Annotated in this window: 26 protein-coding genes; 10 read left to right on the forward strand and 16 right to left on the reverse strand. The window is 65.2% G+C overall.

Annotated features, from left to right (window positions below; all coding sequences use genetic code 11):
* Window positions 1-117: 117 nt before the first annotated feature.
* The 6 genes from RAD15_RS35280 to cobS all read right to left on the reverse strand — a co-directional run bounded on the left by RAD15_RS35280 (window position 118) and on the right by cobS (window position 7,294).
* A complete protein-coding gene (locus tag RAD15_RS35280; protein ID WP_458183322.1) occupies window positions 118-525 on the reverse strand; it encodes a hypothetical protein in 408 nt (135 codons plus the stop codon).
* A gap of 333 nt (window positions 526-858) precedes the next feature.
* Window positions 859-1,971, reverse strand: coding sequence for an NADH:flavin oxidoreductase/NADH oxidase (locus RAD15_RS35285; protein WP_458183323.1), 1,113 nt, complete (start codon window positions 1,969-1,971; stop codon window positions 859-861).
* A 307-nt stretch (window positions 1,972-2,278) separates the two neighbouring features.
* A complete protein-coding gene (locus RAD15_RS35290; RefSeq protein ID WP_458183324.1) occupies window positions 2,279-2,977 on the reverse strand; it encodes a hypothetical protein in 699 nt (232 codons plus the stop codon).
* 202 nt (window positions 2,978-3,179) lie between these two features.
* Window positions 3,180-4,253: an esterase-like activity of phytase family protein gene (locus RAD15_RS35295; protein ID WP_458183325.1), complete on the reverse strand. Its 1,074-nt coding sequence runs from the start codon at window positions 4,251-4,253 to the stop codon at window positions 3,180-3,182.
* A complete protein-coding gene (gene cobT, locus RAD15_RS35300; protein ID WP_458183326.1) occupies window positions 4,250-6,151 on the reverse strand; it encodes a cobaltochelatase subunit CobT in 1,902 nt (633 codons plus the stop codon). The genes RAD15_RS35295 and cobT overlap by 4 nt, the downstream gene beginning before the upstream one ends.
* A gap of 144 nt (window positions 6,152-6,295) precedes the next feature.
* Window positions 6,296-7,294 carry a cobaltochelatase subunit CobS gene (cobS, locus tag RAD15_RS35305; protein ID WP_091966104.1) on the reverse strand — a complete coding sequence of 333 codons (999 nt, stop codon included), beginning with the start codon at window positions 7,292-7,294 and terminating at the stop codon, window positions 6,296-6,298.
* 297 nt (window positions 7,295-7,591) lie between these two features.
* On the opposite strand from cobS, the gene RAD15_RS35310 reads away from it, so the two are divergent.
* Window positions 7,592-8,251, forward strand: coding sequence for a DedA family protein (locus RAD15_RS35310; protein ID WP_458183327.1), 660 nt, complete (start codon window positions 7,592-7,594; stop codon window positions 8,249-8,251).
* A gap of 180 nt (window positions 8,252-8,431) precedes the next feature.
* Here RAD15_RS35310 and RAD15_RS35315 read toward each other — a convergent pair whose 3' ends face one another.
* Complete coding sequence (locus tag RAD15_RS35315; protein ID WP_458183328.1) at window positions 8,432-9,649, reverse strand: citrate/2-methylcitrate synthase; 1,218 nt, start codon at window positions 9,647-9,649, stop codon at window positions 8,432-8,434.
* Window positions 9,650-9,729: 80 nt separating this feature from the next.
* On the opposite strand from RAD15_RS35315, the gene RAD15_RS35320 reads away from it, so the two are divergent.
* Window positions 9,730-10,824 (forward strand): citrate synthase/methylcitrate synthase, encoded by a 1,095-nt coding sequence (locus tag RAD15_RS35320; protein ID WP_458183329.1) that lies wholly within the window; start codon window positions 9,730-9,732, stop codon window positions 10,822-10,824.
* A gap of 296 nt (window positions 10,825-11,120) precedes the next feature.
* Here the strand turns inward: RAD15_RS35320 and RAD15_RS35325 are convergent, their stop codons facing one another.
* Window positions 11,121-11,753: a J domain-containing protein gene (locus RAD15_RS35325; RefSeq protein WP_458183330.1), complete on the reverse strand. Its 633-nt coding sequence runs from the start codon at window positions 11,751-11,753 to the stop codon at window positions 11,121-11,123.
* Window positions 11,754-11,858: 105 nt separating this feature from the next.
* Between RAD15_RS35325 and RAD15_RS35330 the strand changes: the two genes are divergently transcribed.
* Complete coding sequence (locus tag RAD15_RS35330; protein WP_458183363.1) at window positions 11,859-12,128, forward strand: BolA family protein; 270 nt, start codon at window positions 11,859-11,861, stop codon at window positions 12,126-12,128.
* Window positions 12,129-12,232: 104 nt separating this feature from the next.
* Here RAD15_RS35330 and RAD15_RS35335 read toward each other — a convergent pair whose 3' ends face one another.
* The 3 genes from RAD15_RS35335 to RAD15_RS35345 are packed head-to-tail and all read right to left on the reverse strand — an operon-like array spanning window position 12,233 to window position 15,335.
* On the reverse strand, window positions 12,233-13,537 hold the full coding sequence (locus RAD15_RS35335) for an HlyC/CorC family transporter (RefSeq protein WP_458183331.1): 1,305 nt from the start codon (window positions 13,535-13,537) through the stop codon (window positions 12,233-12,235).
* Between the two features lie 29 nt (window positions 13,538-13,566).
* Complete coding sequence (aroB, locus tag RAD15_RS35340; protein ID WP_458183332.1) at window positions 13,567-14,715, reverse strand: 3-dehydroquinate synthase; 1,149 nt, start codon at window positions 14,713-14,715, stop codon at window positions 13,567-13,569.
* Window positions 14,712-15,335, reverse strand: coding sequence for a shikimate kinase (locus RAD15_RS35345; RefSeq protein WP_458183333.1), 624 nt, complete (start codon window positions 15,333-15,335; stop codon window positions 14,712-14,714). The genes aroB and RAD15_RS35345 overlap by 4 nt, the downstream gene beginning before the upstream one ends.
* A 168-nt stretch (window positions 15,336-15,503) precedes the next feature.
* On the opposite strand from RAD15_RS35345, the gene RAD15_RS35350 reads away from it, so the two are divergent.
* The 7 genes from RAD15_RS35350 to RAD15_RS35380 all read left to right on the forward strand — a co-directional run bounded on the left by RAD15_RS35350 (window position 15,504) and on the right by RAD15_RS35380 (window position 21,514).
* A complete protein-coding gene (locus tag RAD15_RS35350) occupies window positions 15,504-15,650 on the forward strand; it encodes a hypothetical protein (RefSeq protein ID WP_035730492.1) in 147 nt (48 codons plus the stop codon).
* 17 nt (window positions 15,651-15,667) lie between these two features.
* On the forward strand, window positions 15,668-16,627 hold the full coding sequence (gene xerD, locus RAD15_RS35355; RefSeq protein WP_458183334.1) for a site-specific tyrosine recombinase XerD: 960 nt from the start codon (window positions 15,668-15,670) through the stop codon (window positions 16,625-16,627).
* Window positions 16,628-16,824: 197 nt separating this feature from the next.
* Window positions 16,825-17,787, forward strand: coding sequence for an acetyl-CoA carboxylase carboxyltransferase subunit alpha (locus tag RAD15_RS35360; RefSeq protein ID WP_458183335.1), 963 nt, complete (start codon window positions 16,825-16,827; stop codon window positions 17,785-17,787).
* Window positions 17,788-18,229: 442 nt separating this feature from the next.
* Window positions 18,230-19,798: a L,D-transpeptidase family protein gene (locus tag RAD15_RS35365; RefSeq protein WP_458183336.1), complete on the forward strand. Its 1,569-nt coding sequence runs from the start codon at window positions 18,230-18,232 to the stop codon at window positions 19,796-19,798.
* Window positions 19,799-19,900: 102 nt separating this feature from the next.
* A complete protein-coding gene (locus RAD15_RS35370; RefSeq protein WP_458183337.1) occupies window positions 19,901-20,749 on the forward strand; it encodes a DUF3883 domain-containing protein in 849 nt (282 codons plus the stop codon).
* A 127-nt stretch (window positions 20,750-20,876) separates the two neighbouring features.
* Window positions 20,877-21,113: an AbrB/MazE/SpoVT family DNA-binding domain-containing protein gene (locus tag RAD15_RS35375; RefSeq protein WP_458183338.1), complete on the forward strand. Its 237-nt coding sequence runs from the start codon at window positions 20,877-20,879 to the stop codon at window positions 21,111-21,113.
* The gene (locus RAD15_RS35380; RefSeq protein WP_458183340.1) at window positions 21,110-21,514 is read left to right on the forward strand and encodes a PIN domain-containing protein; all 405 of its coding nucleotides are present in this window, start codon (window positions 21,110-21,112) and stop codon (window positions 21,512-21,514) included. Before RAD15_RS35375 ends, RAD15_RS35380 begins: the two co-directional genes overlap by 4 nt.
* A 35-nt stretch (window positions 21,515-21,549) precedes the next feature.
* On the opposite strand, the gene RAD15_RS35385 is transcribed toward RAD15_RS35380, so the two are convergent.
* Genes RAD15_RS35385 through RAD15_RS35405 form a run of 5 tightly spaced genes read right to left on the reverse strand, consistent with a single transcriptional unit; the run spans window position 21,550 to window position 26,136 of the window.
* Window positions 21,550-22,245 (reverse strand): ABC transporter ATP-binding protein, encoded by a 696-nt coding sequence (locus RAD15_RS35385; protein WP_458183341.1) that lies wholly within the window; start codon window positions 22,243-22,245, stop codon window positions 21,550-21,552.
* Window positions 22,238-22,969, reverse strand: coding sequence for an ABC transporter ATP-binding protein (locus RAD15_RS35390; protein ID WP_458183342.1), 732 nt, complete (start codon window positions 22,967-22,969; stop codon window positions 22,238-22,240). The genes RAD15_RS35385 and RAD15_RS35390 overlap by 8 nt, the downstream gene beginning before the upstream one ends.
* Window positions 22,959-24,050: a branched-chain amino acid ABC transporter permease gene (locus tag RAD15_RS35395; protein ID WP_458183343.1), complete on the reverse strand. Its 1,092-nt coding sequence runs from the start codon at window positions 24,048-24,050 to the stop codon at window positions 22,959-22,961. Before RAD15_RS35395 ends, RAD15_RS35390 begins: the two co-directional genes overlap by 11 nt.
* A 6-nt stretch (window positions 24,051-24,056) precedes the next feature.
* Window positions 24,057-25,274, reverse strand: coding sequence for a substrate-binding protein (locus RAD15_RS35400; protein WP_458183344.1), 1,218 nt, complete (start codon window positions 25,272-25,274; stop codon window positions 24,057-24,059).
* 4 nt (window positions 25,275-25,278) lie between these two features.
* Window positions 25,279-26,136: a branched-chain amino acid ABC transporter permease gene (locus tag RAD15_RS35405; protein ID WP_458183345.1), complete on the reverse strand. Its 858-nt coding sequence runs from the start codon at window positions 26,134-26,136 to the stop codon at window positions 25,279-25,281.
* Between the last annotated feature and the right edge of the window lie 99 nt (window positions 26,137-26,235).

Below are 26,235 nucleotides of genomic sequence, written 5' to 3' on the forward strand. Positions count from 1 at the left end.
AGTGTCGCTCAACTCGATAGACCGCGCCGTGTGGCTACCCCCCTCCCTGGCCCTCCCCCACAAGGGGGGAGGGAACGCAGTGTGCTTGCGGCGCGAGCGTCTCTAAGTAACAACTCCCTACTTCCGCATCCGCGCCTTCGCGCCCGCGACGATCTGCATCGCAACACCGCCGACCCAGCCCAACAAGGCGAGCCAGGTCCAGGCCATGTGCGGATCGAGCCGGAGCACGATGACGGCGACGGAGGCGAGTGCGGTGAGCGTGGCGCAGAGCGTGCCGGCTGAGCTCAGGACTTCCGCGGCGTCGATTGCGCCGTGCGCCTCGTCGAACGGCATCTGCGGCGTGTCGATGCCGAGATAGAAGCCGACGAAGCCGAGCATCATCATCACCACCAGGAACCCCTGCGTGGTGAGCGCGGGTATGGCGGCGCCAACATAGGCGCCGACGAACAGCCCGCACGCCGCGCCTGCCATCGCAAGCCCCACGCGCTCGAAAACGTGGGCAGCCTTCCGGACACGAAACCGCATGGCGGGCCTCCGTGAGGAGTTGGGTGCGATGAGGTTAGGCCAGTTTTGGGGGAGGTGGAAGGCGAGGAGGTTTACGGATGCGTGAGGGGTGAGTTGCGATAGTGAGGGGCGAGGCGCGCCAGACATTCCGCCGTCGTCCTGGCGAAAGCCAGGACCCATAACCACAGGCAGCAGTTTGGCGAAGACTCAAAGTTTAAGTTGTACGATGACAACTGCCACCGCGCGCCATCGATAGATCACGCGGTATGGGTCCTGGCTTTCGCCAGGACGACGGCGGAGATTGGGGCGCCGCTTTCGCGATCCTTGCGAAAATTGCAGCACCTCACCCTCCCCTCACCTCGCCCCGAACGTCGTCCTGCCGAACAGCGCCTTTTGCGTCGAGGGCTGCGAGCGCCAGTATTGCGGGGGCGCTTCGACTTCGCCGCCGAGGTCCGCGGCGGCGTGCCAGGCCCAGCGCGGGTCGTAGAGCATGGCGCGACCGAGCGCGACCATGTCGGCCTTGCCGGAGGCGACGATCTCCTCGGCGTGCCGGCCTTCCGTGATCAGGCCGACGGCGATCGTCGGCAATCCCGTCGCGCGCTTGATGGCTTCGGCGAACTGCACCTGATAGCCGGGGCCGAGCGGAATCTTTTGCAGCGGCGAAACGCCGCCGGAGGAGGCATCGATCCAGTCGACGCCGCGCGCCTTCAGCGCGTTGGCGAATTCGATGGTCTGCGCCAGATCCCAGCCGCCTTCGATCCAGTCGGTCGAGGACACCCGCATGCCGACCGGCTTGCCGTGCGGAAACGCCGCGCGCACCGCATCGTAGATCTCCAGCGGGAAGCGCATGCGATTTGCGAGCGAGCCGCCATACTCGTCCGTGCGCTTGTTGGAGATCGGCGAGAGGAACTGATGCATGAGATAGCCGTGCGCGCCGTGCAGCTCGATCGCGTCGATGCCGATGCGGTCCGCGCGGCGGGCTGCGTCGACGAAGGCCTCGCGGATGCGCTTCAGGCCGGCGCCATCCAGCGCCAGCGGCGCGGCTTCGCCCTCCTTGTGCGGCAGCGCGCTTGGCGCCACCGGCTGCCAGCCGCCTTCGCTCACCGGGATCAGCTGGCCGCCGTCCCAAGGCCGCGCGCTCGACGCTTTCCGGCCCGCATGCGCGAGCTGCATCGCGACCGCGGTGGAGGAATGCTTGCGCACCGAGGCGAGGATCTGCTTCAGCGCGGCCTCGGCGGCATCGCTGTAGAGCCCGAGGCAGCCCGGCGTGATGCGGCCGATCGCCTCGACATGGGTCGCCTCGATGCAGAACATCGCAGCGCCCGACAGGGACAAATTGTTGATGTGGGTGAAATGCCAGTCAGTGGCGACGCCGTCATCGGCCGAATACTGGCACATCGGCGACACCACGACGCGGTTCTTCAACGTCAGGCCGCGCAGCTTGATCGGGGAAAACAGGGCGCTCATGCGGGGGAGTTCCGGAGGATGGGGGCGATGGTAGGAGTGTAGTGAGCGCGCGGGGGATTGCCAGTTGCGCGGGAGGCATGGCCGCTGGCTGGGGATGCATTGCGGGGCGTCATGTGGTCACACGGCAGGCGCCACACCCTCCGCTGTCGTCCCGGCCTGGTGCGCAATTGCGCACGGGAGCCGGGACCCATAACCACAGGGAGTGGTTTGGCGAAGACTCGTCGTTCGGTACTGCGACCGTCCGCAATCGATAAATCACGCGGTATGGGTCCTGGCTTTCGCCAGGACGACGCGGAGAGGTCGAGGGCTACTCCACCTCCTCGAACCTCCCCGCCTTCGGCTTGCCCATGCGGATGCGGCCGTCGGGCAGCAGCTCGCCGTCGGCCTCGGCCGAGAACTGGATGGTGTTGCCGCCGCCGTCGCGCTTGGTCGTCTTGCCGAGCGGGCCGAGCTTGTCCGCGAGCGCGGTGTCGTTCACCACGAACACACGGTAGTCGGTGAGATGGAAGCGGCGCGGCGACAGCCAGGTCAGCGCCGGCACCGATGTGCGCATGTCGCCGTCGGTCTTGATGTCGATGCTGCGGCCGGTCACCTCGCGGAACAGATCCGGGCCATCGACGAGGCGCGCGCGGCCGCCGTCGATGGCGTAGAGGTTCAGCGTGACGATGTGGCGCTCGCTGCGGAAGCTCACGGCGAGGGTGCGCGAGTCCCCCGACCAGGCGGCGTGAAAGGCATCCGGCGCGGAATCCAGGATGTTGTCGTCGTTGACGCTGTCGAGCGTCATCAGCCGGCGATGGGCCGGCTCCGCCATCAGATGGATGCGAAAGCCCTCGCTGCCGGTTTCGCTTCCGCCGTGGGCCGCGACGGAGAGCTTGCCGTTCGGCGCGCGGCCGCCCTGGATGATGGCGTATTCGTTCTTGCCGTAGCGGTGCGCGGCCGTGGCAAAGGCCGGCGAGCTTGCTGCGAGCGTGAGGACGAGGGCGAGGATGGCGCGGAGCTGGGGCATGAGGGTGTGTCGGGGGATGATGGTTCCGAGTTCATCCTGGCCGTCGTCCTGGCGAAAGTCGTGCCACACATTCCGCTGTCGTCCTGGCGAAAGCCAGGACCCATAGCCACAGGGAGGAGTTGTTGCGCGGATTGATAACTACGAGTCTTCGCAAAACGATTGCTGCGGAGTATGGGTCCTGGCTTTTCGCCAGGACGACAACTCACTCCACCAGCGTGAACTGCAGCAGCAGCGTTCGCTGCAGCAGCGAGAAATTGTCGTCCGACACCAGCGTCAGCACGGTCTCGCCCTCGGCGGTGACGTGGACGTCGATGCCTTCCATGTTGTCGACCTCGTGGCCGAGATCGGCCTTGAACAGCATGGGGCCATCAACCACCGCGCCCGGCGCGATCGATTTCAGGGGGATCGAGCGGATGCGGATGTCGATGCCGGTGAACCAGGAGAACTTGCGTTCGAGGATCAGCAGCTCGCCCGAGGGCAAAAGCACCGCGTCGCTGATGAACTGCTTGTCGGTGCGGCGGATGCTGAACTGGCCGGGCGAGGGTCCGCCGATCAGGAAGCCGACCAGATTGCCGTCGGCATCGAAGCCGCCCTCCGACATTGCGATCAGGGTGCCTGCGAGCGGCATGCCTTTCGGCACGAACACCAGCGCCTCGAGCCCCTTGTTGTAGGGCAGCTTGCGCAGCGCCGGCGGCACGGCGAGGACCTCGCCGCGCGCGCGGGTGCCGTCTTTGGCGAAATCGAACCGCATGATCTGGTTGACGCGCTCCAGCCCGACATAGACGAGGCTGCCGTCGCGCGCGAGCGACTCGGTGTCGTACCAGAGCCGCTTTTCCGTGATCGGCCGTCCCTCGGCATTGAGCACCGGCGCGGCCTCGACGTCGTCGAGGCCGGCGAGCTTGCCGCCGGAATAGCGGATGCGGCCGGTGAACCAGGTGCCCTGGTCGGAGATCGCGAGGAAGCGCTCGCCCTTGGCATCGAGGAAGCGGAAGCCGGACAGGCCGCCGAAGCCGCGATGCGGCGAGGTCAGCACGAGACCGCTGCGATACTCCAGCGACCCAAAGCGCGTGCGCGAACGGTCGCGCGGCTCGAAATTGGGAATCGGGCGCGCATTGACCTCGATGCCGACGGGCGCGGCGACGGCGTGCTCGCCCTGCGCCGCCTGTCGCACGGGCTCGGCCGCAGGCTGCGCCCGCGCGATCTGCGAGAATGCGAGAGTGGAAAATCCCGCCGCCGCGTGGCTGAGAAAGCTGCGGCGGGATGGATGCGTGCTCACGAATGCAATTTGCGTCGCGGGCGATTGGCCGGCTGGGTTGGCGCCGTGTTGGTCTCACTGAACAGCTCGGCGAGCTTTTCGGTGATGGCGCCGCCGAGTTCTTCGGCGTCCACGATCGTCACCGCGCGGCGATAATAGCGCGTCACGTCGTGGCCGATGCCGATCGCGATCAGCTCGACCGGCGAGCGGGTCTCGATCTCCTCGATGATATGGCGCAGGTGCCGCTCGAGATAGTTGCCGGGATTGACCGACAGCGTGGAATCGTCGACCGGCGCACCGTCCGAGATCATCATCAGGATCTTGCGCTGCTCGGGCCGGCCGAGCAGGCGCTTGTGCGCCCAGTCCAGCGCCTCGCCGTCGATGTTCTCCTTCAGGAGACCCTCGCGCATCATCAGGCCAAGGTTTTTTCGCGCACGGCGCCACGGGGCGTCGGCCGATTTGTAGATGATGTGGCGGAGATCGTTGAGGCGGCCGGGATTGGCCGGCTTGCCCGCGGCAAGCCACGCTTCACGCGATTGCCCGCCCTTCCAGGCGCGCGTGGTGAAGCCGAGAATCTCGACCTTGACGCCGCAACGCTCCAGCGTGCGGGCGAGGATGTCGGCGCAGGTCGCGGCGACCGTGATCGGACGGCCGCGCATCGAGCCGGAATTGTCGAGCAGCAGCGTCACCACGGTGTCGCGGAACGTCGCCTCCTTCTCGTGCATGAAGGACAGCGGATGATAGGGATCGGTGACGACGCGCGACAGGCGCGCAGGGTCGAGGATGCCCTCTTCGAGATCGAACTCCCAGGCGCGGTTCTGCTGCGCCATCAGACGGCGCTGCAGCCGGTTGGCGAGGCGGGCAACGATGCCCTGCAGATGCGCGAGCTGCTTGTCGAGATAGGCGCGCAGGCGCTCCAGTTCGTCATGGTCGCAGAGGTCTTCGGCCGCGATGATCTCGTCGAATTTCGGCGCGAAGGCGTGATATTCCGGCCCGCGCGGCTCGTTCTTGCCGTGCGCGTTCGGACGCGTCGCCTCGCCCGGCGTCTCGTCGTCACCGAGCTCACCGTCGTCGAACGTGTCGGAGGTCGAGGCCTGCGCGCTTTCCATCGCGCTCTCGCTCATCTCCTCCGACGAGGCCTGCGCCTGGTCGGCGCTCATCTCCTGCGCGGCATCGGAATCGGGCGAGCCTTCGGCACCGGACTGGTCGTTGTCGCCGTCGCGATTTTCCTCGTCGTCGTCATTGTCCTCGCTGTCGGCGTTGCGCTCGTCGCCGAGCTCGAGCGCCGTCAGGAGATCATGCACGGCGTCGCCGAACCGGGTCTGGTCCTCGACGAGGTTATCGAGCCGGTCGAGCCGCTTGCCGATCTTGTCCTCGAGGATGGGGCGCCAGAGATCGACCATCTTCTTTGCCGCCGTCGGCGGCGCCATGCCGGTCAGGCGCTCGCGCACCAGCATCGCCAGCGCATCCGCAAGCGGCGCATCGGCGCGGTCGGTGATCTCGTCGAACTTGCCGCGATGGAAATGGTCGTCGAGCATCGCGGTGAGATTCTTGGCAACGCCTGCCATGCGGCGCGCGCCGATCGCCTCGACCCGAGCCTGCTCCACCGCCTCGAACACGCCGCGTGCCTGCGGATTGCCCGGCATCAGCTTGCGATGCAGTTTTGCGTCGTGACAGGCGATCTTCAGCGCGATGGAATCGGCATGGCCGCGCACGATCGCGGCATCACGCTTGGTCATCTTTCGCGCGGGCTCGGGCAAGCGGGCTTTGCCTGGCGCAAGACCGGGTCGCTCGGCCGCGAAGCTGACGTCGAGCTCCGGCGTCTTGGCGATCGCCTTCAGGCAGGACGCCACCGAGCGCTTGAACGGCTCGGTCGGCGCTTCCTTGGTGTTACGGAATTTGGAGTTGGAGGTGGTCATATCACCCTATCCGTCGTCCCGGCGCAGGCCGGGACCCATAACCACCGGCCGTCGTTGGGTCAGGAAAACTATCAGCGTCGTTCTACTGAGATATCGCGCGGTATGGGTCCCGGCCTGCGCCGGGACGACATACCGAGAGGGAGATCAGCTCAGCGCCACGTTGACCGCCGATTCCGGCAGCTCGGCGTTGAAGCAGCGCTGGTAGAACTCGGCGACCAGGGGACGCTCGAGCTCGTCGCACTTGTTGAGGAAGGTGACGCGGAAGGCGAAGCCGATATCGCCGAAGATGTCGGCGTTCTCGGCCCAGGTGATCACCGTGCGCGGGCTCATCACCGTCGACAGATCGCCATTGGCGAAGGCGTTGCGGGTGAGATCGGCGAGGCGAACCATCTTGTTGACGATGTCGCGGCCCTCCTGGGTGCGATAGTGCTTGGCCTTGGCCAGCACGATCTCCACTTCCTCGTCATGGCTGAGATAGTTCAGCGTGGTGACGATCGACCAGCGGTCCATCTGGCCCTGGTTGATCTGCTGGGTGCCGTGATAGAGGCCGGAGGTGTCGCCGAGGCCGACCGTGTTGGCAGTCGAGAACATGCGGAACGCCGGATGCGGCTTGATCACCTTGTTCTGGTCCAGCAGCGTCAGGCGGCCGGAAACTTCCAGCACGCGCTGGATCACGAACATCACGTCCGGGCGGCCGGCGTCGTATTCGTCGAACACCAGCGCGACGTTGTTCTGGAGCGCCCAGGGCAAAATGCCGTCGCGGAATTCAGTGACCTGCTTGCCGTCGCGGACCACGATGGAATCCTTGCCGACGAGGTCGATACGGCTGATGTGGCTGTCGAGGTTGACGCGCACGCAGGGCCAGTTCAGACGCGCGGCGACCTGCTCGATATGGGTGGATTTGCCGGTGCCGTGATAGCCGGTCACCATCACGCGGCGGTTGCGGGCGAAGCCGGCGAGAATGGCGAGCGTGGTGGCGCGGTCGAAGCGGTAATCGGAATCGACTTCGGGCACGTGAGGATCGACTTCGGAATAGGCCGGCACCTCGAGATCGCTGTCGATCCCGAACACCTGGCGCACCGACACCTTCATGTCGGGCAGACCGGAAACTTCCTCAACTTTGGACAGGGCGGCGGTCGTCATCAATCCTCCGAGGTCCCGGGCGGTCCCGAAACCGGTTATTCGCACGTTGGCTGCGGCTGGGTGCTGAAACTCAACTTATCAGAGACAAGGGGCCGGCAGAAGCCCGCCCTCCAATCAAAGTTCCATTGTCTTTTCATTTAGATAGGCAAGGAACGCAGTTTTGGGAGGGCTGCCTTGCGAATCATGCTCGAATTTCGCGCGGGGCCACGGCCCTGCCTGCACAAATGGCACTTTCGCCGCATGTGCTTATTTATGTAGGGTCTGAACCCTAAAGCTCCACCCCGCTACAGAGACGACGTGACATCCTTCCTCGATCCCCTCATCGCGTTCGTCTCGGTTCATGCGTGGCTGGCCTATCTGACCCTGTTCCTGGCGGCGCTGCTCGAAGCCGTCCCCGTGGTGGGGTCGGTGATCCCCGGCTCGACCATCATCCTGGCGCTGAGCGCCCTGATTCCGGGCGGCGAGCTGAAACTGCAATGGGTGCTGCTCGCCGCAGCGCTCGGCGCGGTGATCGGCGACGGCTCGGCCTATTGGATCGGGCACCGCCAGCAGCGCGAGATCCTCAACACCTGGCCGCTGACCAATTACCCGCGCGTGGTCGCGGAGAGTGAAAGCTTCTTCCACCGCTTCGGCACCTGGGCCGTGTTCTTCGCCCGCTTCGTGCCGCCGATCCGCGCCTTCGTCCCGGTGACGGCCGGTGCGCTGGGGATGGCGCCGGCGAAGTTCTACGCGGTGAACATCCCGGCGATCCTGGTCTGGGCCCCGGCCCATGTGCTGCCGGGCGTGCTGGCGGTGTCGGCCCTGCATGAATATGCCGGGCTGCCGCACCATGAGCATGTCGGCAAGCATCTCTGGATGTTCACCGTGGTCGGCGTCGCGATCGTGCTGGGCCTCGCGATCTGGACCCTCCGCCGCCGCCACGGCAGCAGCGTCGCGGCGGTGAAGCCGCGAGGTTAGGGGCCCCGCCACACTCCAGGTGTCGTCCTGGCGAAAGCCGGGACCCATTACCCCAGGAAGGGGTTTGGCGAAGAGTGGGCGTTCGGTACTCCGACCACCCATAATCGAGGGATTCCGCGGTATGGGTCCTGGCTTTCGCCAGGACGACGGCGGAGTTTGTCGCGCTCTCAGAGCTACTAACTAGCCGCCCCCCACCCGCCTTCCCGGCGCCGGCCCCACATACCTTGCGCGTGGCCTGATCAGCTTGCCGAACTGCAATTGCTCGCTGGCGTGCGCAATCCAGCCGACGCTGCGGGCCATGGCGAACAAAGCGAGCTCGCTGCCGGCGGGCAGGCGCAGCGCGTGCACCAGCACCGCGAGCGCGTAGTCGATGTTGACGAGCTCGCCGGTGGCTTCGACGATCCGCTCCGGCACCTCGCGCGTGAATTTTCGCGGGGCGCCGGCGCGGGACAGCGCATTCAACAGCGATTGCGCGCGGGGATCGCCGCGCTTGTAGACGCCATGGCCAAAGCCGGCAAAGCGCTCGCCGAGCGCGACGCGCTCGCGCACCATCGGAGCGACATCGCGATCGACCAGCGTCTTGACCAGCTGCGAGGCCAGCACGCCGGCGCCGCCATGCTTCGGCCCCTTCAGCGCGGCGAGGCCGGCGATGACGGCGTCGTAGAGATTGAGCCCGGTCGAGGCCGCGCAGCGCGCAGTGAAGGTCGAGGCGTTCAGCTCGTGATCGGCCAGCAGCACCAGCGCGCGGCGGATCAGATCGGGCGCGTGCTTGTTGTCCGCCGCCCAGGCTTTTGCGATCTGCTGATGCAACGGCTCGGCCGAGGGTTCGGCATTGAGCATGGTCGCGACCAGCAGCCGGACGATGCGCGCGCCGACCATGGCGCGGCCATCGGGCGCGCGGGTGAAGGCGCGGGGATCGACGCTCGCCGCCAGCGCCAGCACGGCGATGGCGCGGTCGATCGGCGCTGCCCGGCGCGCGGCCTCTGCGATCGTGCGCATCTCCTCGGATATCGCAGGCTGGTTGTCCGGAGCGAACGGATCGACGTCGGAGACGTCCCACAGCAGCGTCGCGGTGTGCTCCAGCGTGTCGTTCTCGGCGAGATCGACGCAATTGACGCCGCGATAGATCGCACCCTCTTCGGTGATGGTCGAAATCTCGGTGTCCATGACAGGCAAATCGGCATCGAAGCTGCGCAGGCCGCGCGGCTCCGGCGACGGCACCCGGCGCTCTTTAAGCGCGCGGACGTCCTCGGCGCGGTAGCGGTTTTTGCGCGAGTCCGGCGTCGGCTCGGAGCGGATCAGGCCACGGCTGACATAGGCGTAGAGCGTGGCCGGCGAGATCGCGAGCTCGGCGGCGGCCTCCCTGGCGGAGAGATAGAGCTCCGTAGAATTTTTCATATTGATTTATGTAATCAAGATTGATCAATCTGTCGAGAGGCCCGAATTTTCCCTGGTGCAGTGCAAAGGAGATTTGGGCCATGAACATCCACCTCACCAAAAGCCAGATCGGGCTGGACGGCGTCCCCGCGGCGGAAACCGTGCTGAGCCATGTCGACGGCGAGCGCGGCGAACTCATCATCGCCGGCGAGCATGTCGGCCGGCTGGCGAGCCAGTCGAGTTTCGAGGGCGTCACCGCCCGGCTCTGGAACGGCGCCAGCAAGACCACCCTCACCGAGGCCAATGTGCGGGCGAGCCTCGGTGCCGCGCGCGAGCGCGCCTTCGCGCGATTGCCGGACCTGTTGCCGGGGACGCGCGGCATGGGCGTCGTCGACGGGTTTCGCGCGGCGGTCGCAGGCCTTCGCGCCGAGCATGGCCTCGAACATGAAGCGACCATCGTCGGCGCGTTTCCGGTGATCGCCGGCGCGCTGGTCCGGCGCGCCAAGGGGCTCGATCCGGTCGCGCCCGATCCGAGTGCGAGCCACGCCGCCGACACGCTGCGCATGCTGCATGGGCGCGCGCCTGCTTCGCGCGAGGTCACGGCGCTGGACGCCTATCTCGTCACCGCCAGCGACCACGGCATGAACGCCTCGACCTTTACGGCGCGCGTGGTGGCCTCGACGCAAGCCGATTTGTTTGCCGCCGTGACCGCGGGCTATTGCGCGCTCACGGGCCCGCTGCATGGCGGCGCGCCGGAGCCGGTGCTGGAAATGCTCGACGCGATCGGCTCGCGCGAGCGCATCCAGCCCTGGGTGGACGCGGCACTGGCGCGCGGCGAGCGGATGATGGGCTTTGGCCACCGCGTCTACCGCGTGCGCGATCCGCGCGCGGACGTGCTGAAGACCGCAGTCGAGGCGCTGGCGTCCAACGGCACCGATTTGCCGTTCGCCGGCGAGGTCGAGGCTTACATCCGCGCCGCCTTGCGCAAGAAGAATCCGGAGCGGCCGCTGGAGACCAATGTGGAGTTCTTCACCGCGATTCTGCTGGATGCACTGGCGATTCCACGGCAGGCCTTCACGCCGATCTTCGCGGTGGCGCGCGCAGCCGGCTGGACCGCCCATGCGCGCGAGCAGCAGCGCACGGGACGGTTGATCAGGCCGAGCTCGTCATATGTGGGAGCGATGCCGGAGGCGTGAGGTATCGCGGATGCCTCCGCGAGTCCGGAATCGTAGGGTGGGCAAAGGCGCACTTGCGCCGTGCCCACCATCGATCCGAAATTGCAGCAGAAGTCGTGGGCACGCTTCGCTTTGCCCACCCTACGATACTGTCGTCCCGGCGAAGGCCGGGACCCATACCGCGTGATCTATCGGTGGGGTGAGGTGTTAGTACCGAGGAAGGCTCTTCACTGCCAGTCTTCGCCAAACCACTCCCTGTGGTTATGGGTCCCGGCCTTCGCCGGGACGACACCGGGAGTGTGGTACGCCGCGAGGCCTTACGCCTCCCGCACCACTGTCTTCAGATAATTATACGCCTTGATGATCTCGATCAGGCGGTCTTCGGTGGAGCGGTCGCCGCCATTGGCGTCGGGGTGGTGCTGCTTGACCAGCGCCTTGTACTTGCTCTTGACGTCGGCGAGCGTGGAATCGGGGCCGAGGCCCATGACCTGGAGCGCCTTGCGCTCGGCGTTCATCACCTTGCGCGTCTCGGCCTTGGGCTGGGCCTCCGGACCCTTCCGCCAGCCCGCGCGGCCGTTGATCTCGGAGAACATGCTGAACGGATCGGCCGCCATGTCGATCTCGGCTTCCGCACCCTTCTTGCCGCCATTGGCGCCCATCTTCCAGGTCGGACGGTGGCCGGTCAGCGCGTCCTTCTGGTAGCGCGCGACGGCGTCGGCATTCATGCCGGAGAAGAAATTGTAGTTCTGGTTGTACTCGCGCACGTGGTTCAGGCAGAAATGCCAGTACTCGCGCTGGTTCTCGCGACCCTTCGGCGCGCGGTGCGCGCCCTTGTTCTGGCATCCGGCCCACTCGCAGCCGACCACGGCGTCGCGCGGCTTCACTTCCGGCTGCTTGCCCCGCGGCTTCACGCGGATGGAGTCGAAGAACTTTGATGAATCGATCGGCATGGCTGACTTTGACTACGCAATGCAAAAACCTTCAAGTCTTGACATTGCAATTAGCTGCTAACCCCGGCAATTGACGGGGCTTGATGACGCGCTTTAATGGCACTCATGGTTATGAAAGACACTATCAGCAACAAGTTGCAGGAAGCTTTCACGCCTGAAAGCCTGCAAGTGGTCGACGAGTCACATCTGCATGAGGGCCACGCCGGCCATCGGCCGAGCGGCGAGACGCACTTCCGTGTGTATATCGTGTCTGCCGCCTTCAAAGGGAAGAGCCGGGTCGAGCGCCATCGCATGATAAATTCGGCGCTGGCCGCGGAACTCTCCGGCAGCGTGCATGCGCTCGCGATCCACGCGCAGGCGCCGGGGGAAAATTAGCTCCGTCATTCCGGGGCGGCTCGAAGAGCCGAACTATGGGGCGCAACGGCGCGCCGGAGTTCGATGCTTCGCATCGCCCCGGAATGACGGTGAGGACCTAGAGCCTAAAACGACGTCCCCGCCCGCCGCCGCTTGGCTTCCTCCAGCTCCGCCTCGCGCGGCACCGGTGAAATACGGAGCGCGGTGATGCGGTTGCGCTCGCGGCGGAGGACGCGGAAGCGGAAGCCGTGGAACGTAAAGCTCTGGCCGCGGTCGGGGATCGAACGGGCCTCGTGAATGACGAGGCCGGCGACGGTGGTTGCCTCTTCATCGGGCAGATGCCAGTCCATGGCGCGATTGAGATCGCGGATCGGCACCGAGCCGTCGACCACGACCGAGCCGTCCGGCTGGGCACGCACGCCGGCGACCACGACGTCGTGCTCGTCGGAGATGTCGCCGACGATCTCTTCCAGAATGTCTTCCAGCGTCACGAGACCTTCAACTTCGCCGTACTCGTCGACGACGAGCGCGAAATGGGTTTTTCGCCGGCGGAACGCCTTCAACTGCTCGGACACGGGCCGCATCTCCGGCACGAACCAGGGCGGCAGCGCGATGGTGGAGACGTCGATGCGCGAGGTGTCGCCGTCGGAGGCGCGGATCGCGCGCAAGAGATCCTTGGCGTGGAGCACGCCGATGATGTTCTCGGGCTTCTCGCGCCACAGCGGGATGCGGGTGTATTCGGTCGCCAGCACCTCGCGCACCAGTTCTTCCGGCGGCAGGTCGGCATTGATCATCATCATCTCGGTGCGATGGATCATGACGTCGGAGACCTGGAGCTCGCGCAGGTCGAGGAGACCGCCGAGCATGTCGCGGTCCTGCTTCTCGAACTTGCCCTCGTGATGCAACAGGTCGACCGCGCCGCGCAGGCGCTCGGTCGGCGACAGGATCGCCTGGTGCTCGCCGGCCAAACCAAACAGGCGCATCAACAGGCGCACGATGACTTCGACGATCTTGAGCAGCGGGCCCAGCACGTACATCGTCAGCCGCATCGGGCGCGCGACCGCTAGCGCCATCCGATCGGGCGCGTTGATGGCGATGGTCTTGGGCAGGACTTCCGCGAAGATCACCACCAGCGCGGTCATCACGCCAGTCGCATAGAGCACGCCGACGTCGCCGAACCAGGACGTGAAGATGCCGGTGGCGAGCGCGGAAGCGCCGATATTGGCGATGTTGTTGCCGAGCAGCAGCGCACCGATCAGCCGCTCGCGCATGTCGAGCAGTTGCGAGACCACGTCGGCGTCGCGATTGCCCTGCTTGGAAAGCCTGAGCATGCTGGCGCGCGAGGCGCCGGTCAGCGCGGTCTCGCTCGCGGCGAAGAAGCCGGAGACCAGCAGGCAGAGGACGACGATGATGAATCCGAGCCAGTCCATGCACCACTCAAAAAAAGTTCAGCCGCGCATCATGCCTTCTGCGCGAGCTTCTCCTTGAGGAAATCGCGCACCGGGGCGGGCTCGACGTCCTTCGCGATGACCGCGCGCCCGACAGCTTCCAGCAGGATGAAGGTGAGCTTGCCGCGCTTGACCTTCTTGTCCTGCGCCATCAGCGCCATCAGCGCATCGGCGTCGGCAAGCCCTTCCTGCGAAAAGCCCGCGATGTCCTGCAAGCGTGTCGGCAGGCCGGCTTCAAGCAGATGCCGCTCGACGCGGGCGGCATCTGCCTCGCCGATCATGCCGAGTTTCGCCGAAAACTGCGCCGCCAGCGTTATGCCGATGGCGACGCCCTCGCCATGGAACAGGCGATCCGAAAAGCCGGTCGCGGCTTCCAGCGCGTGACCGAAGGTGTGGCCGAGATTGAGCAGCGCGCGCTCGCCGGTCTCGCGCTCGTCGCGCGAGACGACGCCGGCCTTGGCGCGGCAGGAGGTCGCGATCGCGTGCTCGCGCCCCGAACCGCCCTTGAAGATGTCGGAATGGTTCTTTTCCAGCCAGGTGAAGAAGGCCTCATCGCCGAGCACGCCGTATTTGGCGACCTCGGCATAGCCGGCGCGGAACTGGCGCGGCGACAGCGTGTCGAGCACGGCGGTGTCGGCGATCACCAGAACCGGCTGGTGGAAGGCGCCGAGCAGGTTCTTGCCCTGCGGCGAATTGATGCCGGTCTTGCCGCCGACGGAAGAATCGACCTGCGCCAGCAGCGAGGTCGGCACCTGCACGAAATCGACGCCGCGGCGCAGGATCGCGGCCGCGAAGCCGGCGAGATCGCCGACCACGCCGCCGCCGAGCGCGATGACGAGATCGTTGCGCTCGATCTTTGCGGCGATCAGGGCCTCGCTGACCTTTTCGAGACCGGCATAGGTTTTCGAGATCTCGCCTTCCTCGACCACAATTCGCGACGTTGGAATGCCGGCGGCAGCAAGCGAGGCTTCAGTGGGTTCGAGCCAGTGCTTTGCCACCGTGCGATCCGTCACGATCGCGGTGCGCACGCCGGGACGCAAGGCAGCGACCCGTTCGCCGAGCGAGGACAGCACGCCGCGGCCGATGACGATGTCGTAGGCGCGATCGCCGAGCGCGACGTCGACATTAACAGGGTCGGAATGTTTCAACGGCGCAGTCATCGTACGGCACTCGCAACGTCGGCAGGTGGTGGGACGGCCCGTTCGCCGCAGAGATGGGCGCGCAGCGTCTCGATGGTCTCCTCGACGATCTTGTCGTGCGGCACGTCGCGCGAGGCGATGGTGAGATCCGCCTTGCCATAGACCGGCTCGCGCTCGGTGAGCAGGCGCGTGACCGTCCCTTCCGGGTCGGCGGTCTGGAGCAGCGGACGGTCGGCGCGGCGCCGCACGCGGCGCATGATGACGTCGTGGTCCGCCCTGAGCCAGATCGAGACCGCCTTCGCCGCGATGCGCCCGCGCGTGTCCTCGCGCATGAAGGCGCCGCCGCCGGTGGCCAGCACGACGGGGCCGCTGTCGAGCAGGCGCGCGATCACGCGGGCCTCGCCGTCGCGGAAATGCGGCTCGCCGTGGCGTTCGAAGATCTCCGGTATGGTCATGCCGGCCGCCGCCTCGATCTCGGTGTCGGCGTCGACGAAGGGCAGCTTGAGCCTGATAGCCATGCGGCGGCCGATGGTGGACTTGCCCACCCCCATCATGCCGACGAGCACGATCGAGCGCGCACCCAGGGCCGACAGGATGTCGGCCTCAGGGGAAGCGGGAATCGGCAACGCGGCGTCGGACATCGATCTCGCTCTGGGTCTCGCTCGATTTGCCGCCAAAGGCGGCATGGTTGGCCACCTATACGACCCCGCAGGGGGCCTCGCCAGTGGACTCTTGCCACGAAACGGCGAACATGTTGGATGATTTCATTGGTTAATTTGCCCGTCTGGAACCTCCCCGAGATCTTGCCGATGCCCAGCCTGTTCCGCTTCCTGACGGTCGTCGCCGTGCTCGCCGGCATCGTCTATGGCGTGGTGTTCGCGCTGGCGAACTTCGTCAGCCCGAAGTCGCGGGAAATGACGGTGACGATCCCGCCGGATAAGTTTCTCAAGAAATAGGAGCTAGCCTGCCGGGCATGCGCACCAAGCCCTCCGATGCCAAGCTCACCGGCCTGTTCCTCGACATGCTCGCGGCGGAACAGGGCGCCGGCCCCAATACGCTCGATGCCTATCGCCGCGACCTCACCGATTTCTCGGAATTTCTGGGCCGTGCCGGCCATACATTTGCGGACGCCGAAACGCAGACGCTGCGCGACTATCTCGCCGATCTCGACACCCGCGGCTTCAAATCCACCAGCGTGGCGCGGCGGCTGTCGGCGATGCGGCATCTCTACCGCTTCCTGCTGAACGAGCGCATCCGCACCGAGGATCCCGCCGCGATCCTGTCGGGCCCCAAGCGCGGCCGCGGCCTGCCGAAGGTGCTGTCGATCGCGGACGTCGACCGCATGCTCCGCCGCGCCAAGGAATTGAGCGAGGCGGAGGATGCCTCGCCCTCGAAACGGCTGCGCGCGCTCAGGCTCTATTGCCTGCTCGAGGTGCTCTACGCCACGGGCCTGCGCGTCTCCGAGCTGGTGGCGCTGCCGCGCTCGGCGGCCAAGCGCGACGCGCGCATGATCGTGGTGCGCGGCAAGGGCAACAAGGAACGATTGGTGCCGCTCAACGAAGCCTCGCGCCAGGCGATGGCGGATTATCTCAGCGCCACGGAGGCCGCGAAGACGGAGAAAAAGAAAGACAACCTCGCCGCGGCGAAATGGCTGTTCCCCTCGTTCGGCGAGAGCGGACATCTGACGCGGCAGCATTTCGCCCGTGACCTCAAGGAGCTCGCGGTCGCCTCGGGCCTCCAGGCCCGGCTGGTCTCCCCGCATGTGCTGCGCCACGCCTTCGCCAGCCATCTCCTGCACAATGGCGCCGATTTGCGCATCGTGCAGACCCTGCTCGGCCACACCGACATCTCGACCACGCAGATCTATACCCATGTGGTCGAGGAGCGGCTGAAGAGCCTGGTGCGCGACCTGCACCCGCTGGCGGAGAAGTAAATTGTCGTCCCGGCCTGGTGTCGGGACGACAACTCCGCCTTGACTTCGGCCACATCTCCGCAGAAAGAGCCGGGGCCTCACGCATGATTTGGCCGGCGGCTTCGAGCACACAGGCCAAATCATTGAAGAAGCTACACTTCTTTCCGCCGGTCTAAATCCGCTTCGCCGCCTCGCCCCGTCCTTCCTATATTGAGTTGATGCAAGACCAGATGCGCAGCTATCTCGACTTCGAAAAGCCCGTCGCCGAGCTCGACTCCAAGGTCGACGAGCTCAGGACGCTTGCGGCCAACGGCACCGACATCGCTGATGAGATCGGGCGGATCGAGGACAAGGCGGCGCAGGCGCTCGCCGACCTCTATACGAACCTGACGCCGTGGCAGAAGACACTGGTCGCGCGGCATCCGCAGCGGCCGCATTTCAACGACTTCATCAAGGGGCTGATCACCGAATTCACTCCGCTCGCCGGCGACCGCAAGTTCGGCGAGGACGAGGCGCTGGTCGCCGGTTTCGGCCGCTTCCGCGGCGAGCCGATCTGCGTGATGGGCCAGGAAAAGGGCGATTCCACCGAGAGCCGCATCCGGCACAATTTCGGCATGGCGCGGCCCGAAGGCTATCGCAAATGCGTGCGGCTGATGGAGATGGCCGAGCGGTTCGGGCTGCCCGTGCTGTCGCTCGCCGATTCCGCCGGCGCCTATCCCGGCATCGGCGCCGAAGAGCGCGGCCAGGCGGAAGCCATCGCGCGCTCGACCGACGCCTGCCTGTCGCTGGGCGTGCCGAACGTCGCCATCATCACCGGCGAGGGCATGTCGGGCGGCGCCATTGCCATCACCACCGCCAACAAGGTGCTGATGCTCGAGCACGCCATCTACAGCGTGATCTCGCCGGAGGCCGCGTCCTCGATCCTCTGGCGCGACGGCACCAAGGCGCAGGAAGCCGCCAACAACATGAAGATCACCGCCCAGGACATGCTCCGCTTCGGGGTGATCGACAGCATCCTGAAGGAGCCGGTCGGCGGCGCCCACCGCGACCCCGCCGCCATGATCGCCACCACCGGGGACGCCATCGCCAAGGCCTTCGACGAGCTCCGGGGCCTCGACGGCGACGCCATCCGCAAGCAGCGGCGGCAGAAATTCCTCGATATCGGCCGGAAACTGGGCTGATTCGCCCCGATTTCGGTACCGTAGTGCCGTAGGGTGGGTTAGCCGAAGGCGTAACCCACCACTGTTGGCATCCGCGGAGGCAAAAGAGGTGGGTTACGCTGCGCTAACCCACCCTACACAGACCCCCGGTAACCCCGCGTTAATCCTTTTTTTGCCCAAATCAGCGATCTCTGTCGTGATCGGGCCGAATGGCCCAAGTAAGGCCCAAAGTCGCGTCCATTTAGTCTCTGTTGACCATGCTACTGGGCCAACGGGCTCGTGATCCCCGCTCGGGTTGCGACCACATGACCCAGAGGTTAGAATTTTAATCAATGGCTTCAGGGCATAAGCGCTGGAGCATGGTTGCGAAAAAGCCCGTCATGACGGGTCCGGTTGTCCGGTCGGATCATGCTCTGAAGAATTGGGGTTCGCGCTCTCTGCCCGGCACGGTGTGGGGTCCATCTTGATTTCTCGTTCGCTTGCTCGCGCGTTTTTGGCTTCGGTTGCGCTTGCCGCCAGCATCCTGCTGGCCGGCTGCGACACCGACCAGGTTTCGCTTGCGACCAACGCCAAGGCCAATCAGCCGGTGCCGCCGAAGCTTCTCGCCGCGATGGTCGAGAAGGACATGGATTTGCAATCGCCGATCCTGGTGCGCCTGTTCAAGCAGGAGGCCGAGCTCGAGGTCTGGAAGCAGACCCGCAACGGCCAGTTCGCGCTGCTCAAGACCTATCCGATCTGCCGCTGGTCCGGTGATCTCGGTCCGAAGGTGCGCGAAGGCGACCGCCAGGCGCCGGAGGGATTCTACTCGATCAATCCGAGCCAGATGAATCCGCAGTCGGCCTATTACCTGTCGTTCAACACGGGCTATCCGAACGCGTTCGACAAGGCTTTGGGGCGCAGCGGCTCGCAGCTGATGGTGCACGGCGATTGTTCGTCGCGCGGCTGCTACGCCATGACCGACGAGCAGATCGCGGAGATCTATTCGCTCGGGCGCGAATCCTTCTTCGGCGGCCAGAAGGCGTTCCAACTGCAGGCCTACCCGTTCAAGATGACGCCGGTGAACATGGCCAAGCACCGGAACAATCCGAACTTGGCCTTCTGGAAGATGATCAAGGAAGGCTATGATCATTTCGAGGTGACGCGGCAGGAGCCGAAGGTCGATTTCTGCGAGAAGAAGTACGTCTTCGACGCGACGAAGCCGGCGGACGCCAAGCGCGATCCCGTGTTCGACGCCTCGGCAAAGTGCCCGGCCTATGTGATCCCCGAGGATGTCGCCAACGCCGTGCGCGAGAAGCAGGGCCGCGACGAGGCCGAATACGCCAAGCTGGTCTCCCGCGGTACGCCGGTGGCGCGCATGAACACCGGCATCGACGGCGGCATGAACAAGATCTTCGCTGCGAAGATTCCGGAAGGCTCGACCGGCCTGTCGGAAGGCGCCGAAGGCACCACGCTGCAGATGCTGGCGATGGCGAAGGCGCCGGGCACGATCCCCGGCCACGTCAATCCGCCCAAGCCGAATCTCGATGCGGCCGCGCCCTCGCCGCAGGAAGAGCCGGTCGTCGCCGTCAGCGCGCCCGCCAGCAGCACGCGCGTCGCCGCAGCCGCGCCAGCCGAGAAATCGCAAGAGAAATCTCAAGGCGGCGGCTTCTTCTCCAACCTCGGCCGCAAGATGGGCATCGGCACCGCCGACACCACCGCGGCCACCCCGCCGCCGCAAGCCACCGCGTCCGTCGCCCCCGCCACGACATCCACCACGCCCCCCACCGCTGCATCGAGGCTGAAGGCCGCAGTGACCCGGTTCGTGCCTGGCCACGACAAGTCCAAGGATGCGGCGAAAGATGCACCGAAGCCGGCTGCGACCGTGGCCACCAAGCCGGCAGAGCCGGCGAAGCCCGACACCCGCTTGGCTGCGACGCGCCCGGCGCTGAAGCCGTCGGTTGCGGATGGTGCGGGTGACGGCGGCCAGATGTCCGGCGCCGCACCGGTGGTGTCGTCGAACTCGTTCGACAGCCGCTTTGGGGCGGTGAAGTAAGGCGATCAGTCGCCTATGAAGAAGCGGACTTTGCTGCAGTACCGGCACCGTCATTGCGCCCCTTATCCTCCCTGATACTCTCTAAGTCCGAGAGGCTGAGACTTGGACCGGGAGCGTATTGAAGGAACCGCTGGAACACCTTGGACGGAGACCGAGGTCTCCGCTGTGGTTGACAGCTATTTTCGGATGCTTGCCTCCGAGCGAGCGGGCATTGCCTACAGCAAGGCACAGAACCGGCGTCAGCTTTTGACGACCGTCCATCGATCTGAAGGGTCAATCGAGCGCAAGCTTCAAAACATCTCCGCTGTTCTCGATATGCTCGGGACGCAGTGGATCAACGGCTACAAGCCATTGGCGCACTATCAGGACGCATTAGTGGCTGCCGTCGAGCGTAACGTCGGACAAGCACCGGACTTTCTTTACCCTGCGAGCACCGACACTCAACCGCTGTCGCTCAACGACGACGCCGTCTTCGTTGCTCCGCCATCTCTCGCAGATTTCGAGAAGACACTCACCCCCGCCGTCCGGCGACTGGTCGGAAAATTCGACCCCGCAGAGCGCGACGCCAGGAACCGCCAATTGGGCAAAGCCGGCGAGAAATTCGTCGTGGAGTTCGAGCGCGACCGGTTACGACGCGCTGGGCGCAACGACCTTGCGGATGACGTCCGCTGGGTTTCCGACCTAGACGGCGACGGCTACGGTTACGACGTCCGCTCCTTTGAACCTGATGGCCAAGAGAGGCTCCTGGAGATCAAGACGACGTGCGGGCACGAACGTACGGCGTTTTGGCTAACCAGGCGGGAAGTCGATGTTGCTGCTGAACGAAGTGATCGATATCGAATCCGGCGCGTCTTCCACTTCCGTAACCGCACGCAGATGTTCGAGATAGCTCCCCCGCTCGAGCATGCGCTCTCAATGACGCCAACCACCTACTCGGCCGAACCGAGATAGCGCTGTTTTCGATCCTTGCGGCTAATGCGCAGCCGTCCGGGCGGAACATCCCAGTATTGAGCCCCTTGACCGCAATGATATCCTTATTATGATATACATTCGTCGGTCGGATATCACGGAGGCGAATATGCAGGTTTCCAAATGGGGTAACAGCCTCGCTGTGCGCTTGCCCAAAGCGCTTGTGGACGAGCTGGGCCTCAAAGAAGGCGACGAGCTCGACGTAGTCGCTGCCCGCAAGGGAGCGATCGAGGTGGAGACCAAGGAAGAGCGGCGCCGACGGGCGATCGAGAATATGCGCGCACGCAACTGGCCGCCGTTGCCTGCTGATTACAAATTCGATCGAGACGAGGCGAACGAGCGGTGAGCGCGTTTCTGGATACCAACATTCTCGTTTACGCGCAGCAGACGGGTACCAAAGCTACAATCTCGCGAGACTTGATCGACCAGGGCGGCACCATCAGCGTGCAAGTCCTCAACGAACTCGCCAACGTCCTGTGCAAGAAGCAGGGTCGAAGCTGGCGCGACATTGAGCTTCTGTTCGATGATATCGACAACACGCTCGATCCGGCGCTCCCACTGACGGCGAAGACGAGCCTGGCGGCCCTTGCACTCGCGCGAAACGATGGCTTCGCTTTCTACGATGCGCTGATTGTTGCAGCCGCGATCGAAGCCGGCTGCGACATCCTCTACAGTGAGGATATGCAGCACGGCCGCATTGTTGGTGGGCTTACCATTGTCAATCCGTTTCTTGGGGGCACGCCCTGAGTACGCCAGGTCGAGCGGTCTGACGGCTGAGGCGCTTACGGCGCCAGATACCGCATCAGCTCCGGATTGCCCCTCACCTCGCCCGCCTCGCCCTGTAGCGCGACCCTGCCGCGGTCCAGCACGTAGGCGTAGTCGGCGACGCGCAGCGCCAAATCGAGATGCTGCTCGACGATGATGACCGCAATCGTCCTTGCAAGCTCGATCAGGCGTTCGGTGATCTCCTCGATGACGCCGATCCAAACGCCTTCGGTGGGCTCGTCGAGCAGAAGCAATTTGGGATCGCCCAGCATGGCGCGGCCGATGGCGAGCATCTTGCGCTCGCCGCCGGAGAGCGTACCGGCGGGCTGGTCGAGGCGCTGGCCGAGTTTCGGGAAGATGGTCAGCACGCGGTCGACCGCGGCGGCATCCTTATTCGCGAGCGAGCCGACGGCGAGATTGTCGCGCACCGACAGGCGCGCGAACACCGAGTGCTCCTGCGGCACATAGCCGATGCCGGCGCGGACGCGCTCCTGGGTCGCGCGGCGGCTGATGTCACGGCCGTCGAAGGCGACCTCGCCCTTCCAGGCCGGCAGTTCGCCGACGATGGTCTTCATCAGCGTGGTCTTGCCGGCGCCATTGCGCCCGAGCACGGCGACGCCGCCCCGCCAGGGGATGCCGAGGGTGACGTCGAACAGGACCTGGCTGCGGCCATAGCCGGCGTCGAGATTCTTGATGTCCAAAAATTCAGGCACGGCGCAGATAGATCTCCTGGACGGATGTGTTGGCCTGGATTTCGGACACCGTGCCTGATGCCAGCACCCTGCCCTGGTCGAGCACGGTCAGGCGATCGCAGATGTCGCGGATGAAATCGAGATCGTGCTCGACGATGACGAGCGAGCAATGCTGCTTGATCGGCTGGAGCAGCTCGCCGGTGACGCGGCGCTCCTCCAGGCTCATGCCGCCGGTCGGCTCGTCCAGCAGCAGGAGCTTCGGCTTGCCCGCGAGCGCCATCGCAATCTCCAGCCATTGCTGCTGGCCGTGCGACAGCGCCGCCGCCGCGTCGAAGGCGCGGTCGGCAAGGCGGAACTGGGTCAGCATGGTCATGACCTGGTCGTGCAACGCGACGCGGGTGCGCGAGAATACGAGGTCGAACAGCGAGGACTGCGCCTGCAGCGCGAGCAGGATGTTGTCGTAGAGCGTCAGCGTCGGCAGCACGGATGTGATCTGGAATTTCAGGCTCATGCCGGCGCGGGCGCGCTCGGTCGGCGTGAACGCGGTGATGTCGGTGTTGACGAAGGAGACCTTGCCCTGGGTCGGCACCTCAGCCCCCGCGATGCACTTCATCAGCGTGCTCTTGCCGGAGCCGTTCGGGCCGATCAGTCCGTGGAACTCGTTCTCGCCGACGGTAAGCGCGGCGCCGTCGAGCGCGGTGAGCTTGCCGAAGACCTTTTTGATGCCGGCGGCTTCAAGGAGCATTGCGCTTCTCCTTACGCACGGCACCGAAGCTGCCGACCCGTTCGCGCTCGCCGAGCACAAAGCTGATCAGGCCGAGCGGTCGGAACAGGATCACGAGCAGCAGCAGCAATCCCAAGATGATCGGCCAGATGTCGCGGTAATTGTCCGAGAGCCAGAAGCTGACGCCCTCGACGATGACAGTGCCGATGACGGCGCCGATCAGCGTGCCGGAGCCGCCAAACAGGACGTAGAGCACCACTTGCGTCGAGACCACGACGCCGACCATGTTGGGCCAGACGAAACCTTCGTGGAAAGCATAGAGGCTGCCGGCAAGGCCGGCGATGGCGCCGCCGATCGCGAAGATGATCGCCTTCAGATGCTGCGCCTTGTAGCCGAAGAAGGCGATGCGCTGCTCGTTCTCGCGCAGGCCGGCGAGCGCCAAGCCAAACTGCGAACGCACCAGGAAGCGGCAGAGCAGGTAGACGACGACGAGGATACCCAGCACGAGATAGTAGAACGCCGGCCCTTCCGTGAACTCGTAGCCGCCGAGCGTCATCGGCGCGATCGAGGGGATGCCGTTCTGACCGCCGAGATAATACCAGCCGCGCGCCAGGCGGTCGGCGGCGTAGGAACCGGTGAGCGTGCCCAGCGAGACGAAGATCACGCTGGAAGGATGCCGTCCCAGCAGCAGGAAGCCGCCGAGCAGCAGCGCAAAGGTGAGGCCGATCAGCGTTCCCACCGGCAGCACCACGAAGATGTTGGTGATGTCCAGGTCGCGCGCGAGCAGCGCCACACCATAGCCGGCCGAGCCGAAGAACAGGGCCTGGCCAAAGCTCATGATGCCGGCATAGCCCCAGACCAGATCGAACGACAGTGCGAACAGCGCGAGGATGATCACGCGCGTCGCGAACACCGTGAGGTAGTCCTGGAGCACCAGCGGCGCGAGCAGCGCCGCGGCCAGCACGACGCCCTCCACGATCGGCAGCACCTTTCGCCCCGAAACAGCTTGCTTCGCTGGTCCGTGCTCCGTCATTGCGACGTCCATCTCCCCGCCGATCTCGGCGGGGATCGCCTGCTTCACTGCGCCCATCGACTTCGGCATTCCGCTTCAGCATTCCTTGGGATCGACGAGACCGTTGCTGCGCGCGACGATCTCGTAGTTTCCGCCCTTGGCGACCGCGGTGTACATCTTCATCTTGCAGTGCCGCTTGCCGGGCACCATCTCGGCCGGCCCGCCCGGGCCTTCGGCGATCTTGGCATGGTCGAGCGCGGCAGCGACCGAGTCGCGGTCGATCTTGCCGGCTTCCTTTACCGCCGCCTCCCACAGCTTCAGACCGCGATAGGTGCCGGTCGCGGCACTGCCGGCGGCGAACAGGAAGTTGCCCGGGAAATCCTTTTCGTAGGCCGCCTGGATCTTGGCGTCGAACGGGTTCTCCTTGGTCAGCACCTTGAAATAATCGAGACAGCTTGCCAGCCCTTCGATCTCGGCGGCCTGATTGATGTTGAGCGTGTTCTCGTCGTAGTAGACGCAAGCCAGACGTCCGCCGTTCTTGAGGAAACCGGCCTCATAGAGCTGCTTGAAGAAGGGACCGACGCCCGGCGGAATGACGGTGTTGAAGACGACGTCGACCTTGTTGGAGATGATGCGGTTGACGGTCGCGGAAAAATCGATCTGGTCGAGCGGATAGTATTCCTCGAACACCACCTCGCCGCCATTCGCCTCGATCACCTTGCGGGCATAGACGTTGAGCGTATGCGGCCAGACATAGTTGGCGCTCGGCAGCGCGAACTTCTTGCCGCCGTTCTTGATCAGCCAGGGAATGAACTCGTCGCATTGCTGCGCCGGCGTTGGCCCGGTGCAGAACAGATAGGGCGTGCACTCCTTACCCTCATAGAGCTGCGGGTAGATGTACAGCGTCTTGCCGCGCGCCACGATCGGATCCTTGATCGCGTTGCGCATCGAGGAGGTGATGCCGCCCAGCACCATGTCGACCTTGTCGCGCTGGATCAGTTTGCGCACGTTGCCGACGGCGACGGATTCGTTCGAGGCGGTGTCCTCGATGTAGAGCTCGAGCGGACGGCCGAGCAGGCCGCCGGCGGCATTGATCTCCTTGATCACCATCTTTGCGACATTGGCATCGGCATTGCCGGCATAGGCGATTGGGCCAGTGAGGTCGGTCGCGATGCCAACCTTGATCGGAGCCTCGGCCGCATTGGCCCAGGGGGCCGGAATCACCCAGCTGCCGACGCCGGTTGCGACCGCACCGGTCGCAAAGGCGAAATTGGAAAGGAAGCTGCGGCGTGAGAGCTGAGGACGATCGAACATGTGACTAAACCCCTTTTCCAGCGATGAGGCCCTGTGGCCGGAATTTGATGAAGACAATGGCGAGCACGAAGACGAGGACGTCGGCGACGACGGGCGCCATCACCCATGGCAGCGCGGCACTGAGCGTGCCGATGACGCCGGCGCCCGCGACAGGCCCGATGAAGGAGCCGACGCCGCCGACCATCACCGCGACAAAACCCTGGATCAGGAAACGCAGGCCGAGATCGGCGTAGAGGCTGAACACAGGGACGATCAGCGCACCGGCAAGGCCGGCGAGCGCCGAGCCGAACGCAAACGTGGCGCCGTACATCAGCGGCGTGGAAATGCCCGAGGCGCGCGCCAGCGAGGGATTTTCCAGCGTGGCGCGCATGCGAAGGCCAAAGCTCGTGCGCGACAGCAGCAGATAGCAGCCCGCCATCACCAAGAGCGTGATGACGATGATGGTGAAGCGCCAGGCCGAGATGTGGATCGTGCCGATATCGATCGAGCCGCCGATCGGCTCCGGCACGGTGAGATAGAAGCCGCCGATCAGCCCGCGGACAGTTTCGCGGATGATGAGACCGAGCGCGTAGGTGCCGAGCATCGCCACGATCGGCGCGGCGTAGAAGCGGCGAATGATCAGCGCCTCCAGCACGAAGCCGAGCGCGCCGACCACGAAGGGCGCCGCGACCATGCCGGCCCAGATCGGCAGGCCCTTGGCGTAGGCGAGATAGGTGATGTAGGCCCCGAGCAGGACGAACTCGCCCTGCGCGAAGTTGAAGATGCCCATCATGCTGGCGATGATCCCGAGCCCCAGCACGATCAGGACGATGATCGCGCCAAAGCTCAGGATCTCGAACGCCGCGACGAACGCGTTAGCCATGCGCCAGAGCCTTTCCTGTTCCAATGGAATCGGAACAGGGCTCTGGATTCTTGTTTCGACGCGTTTTCTTGACGCGAACCGGTATCCGCATCGCTCGAA

The sequence above is a fragment of the Bradyrhizobium sp. 14AA genome (assembly GCF_054185205.1).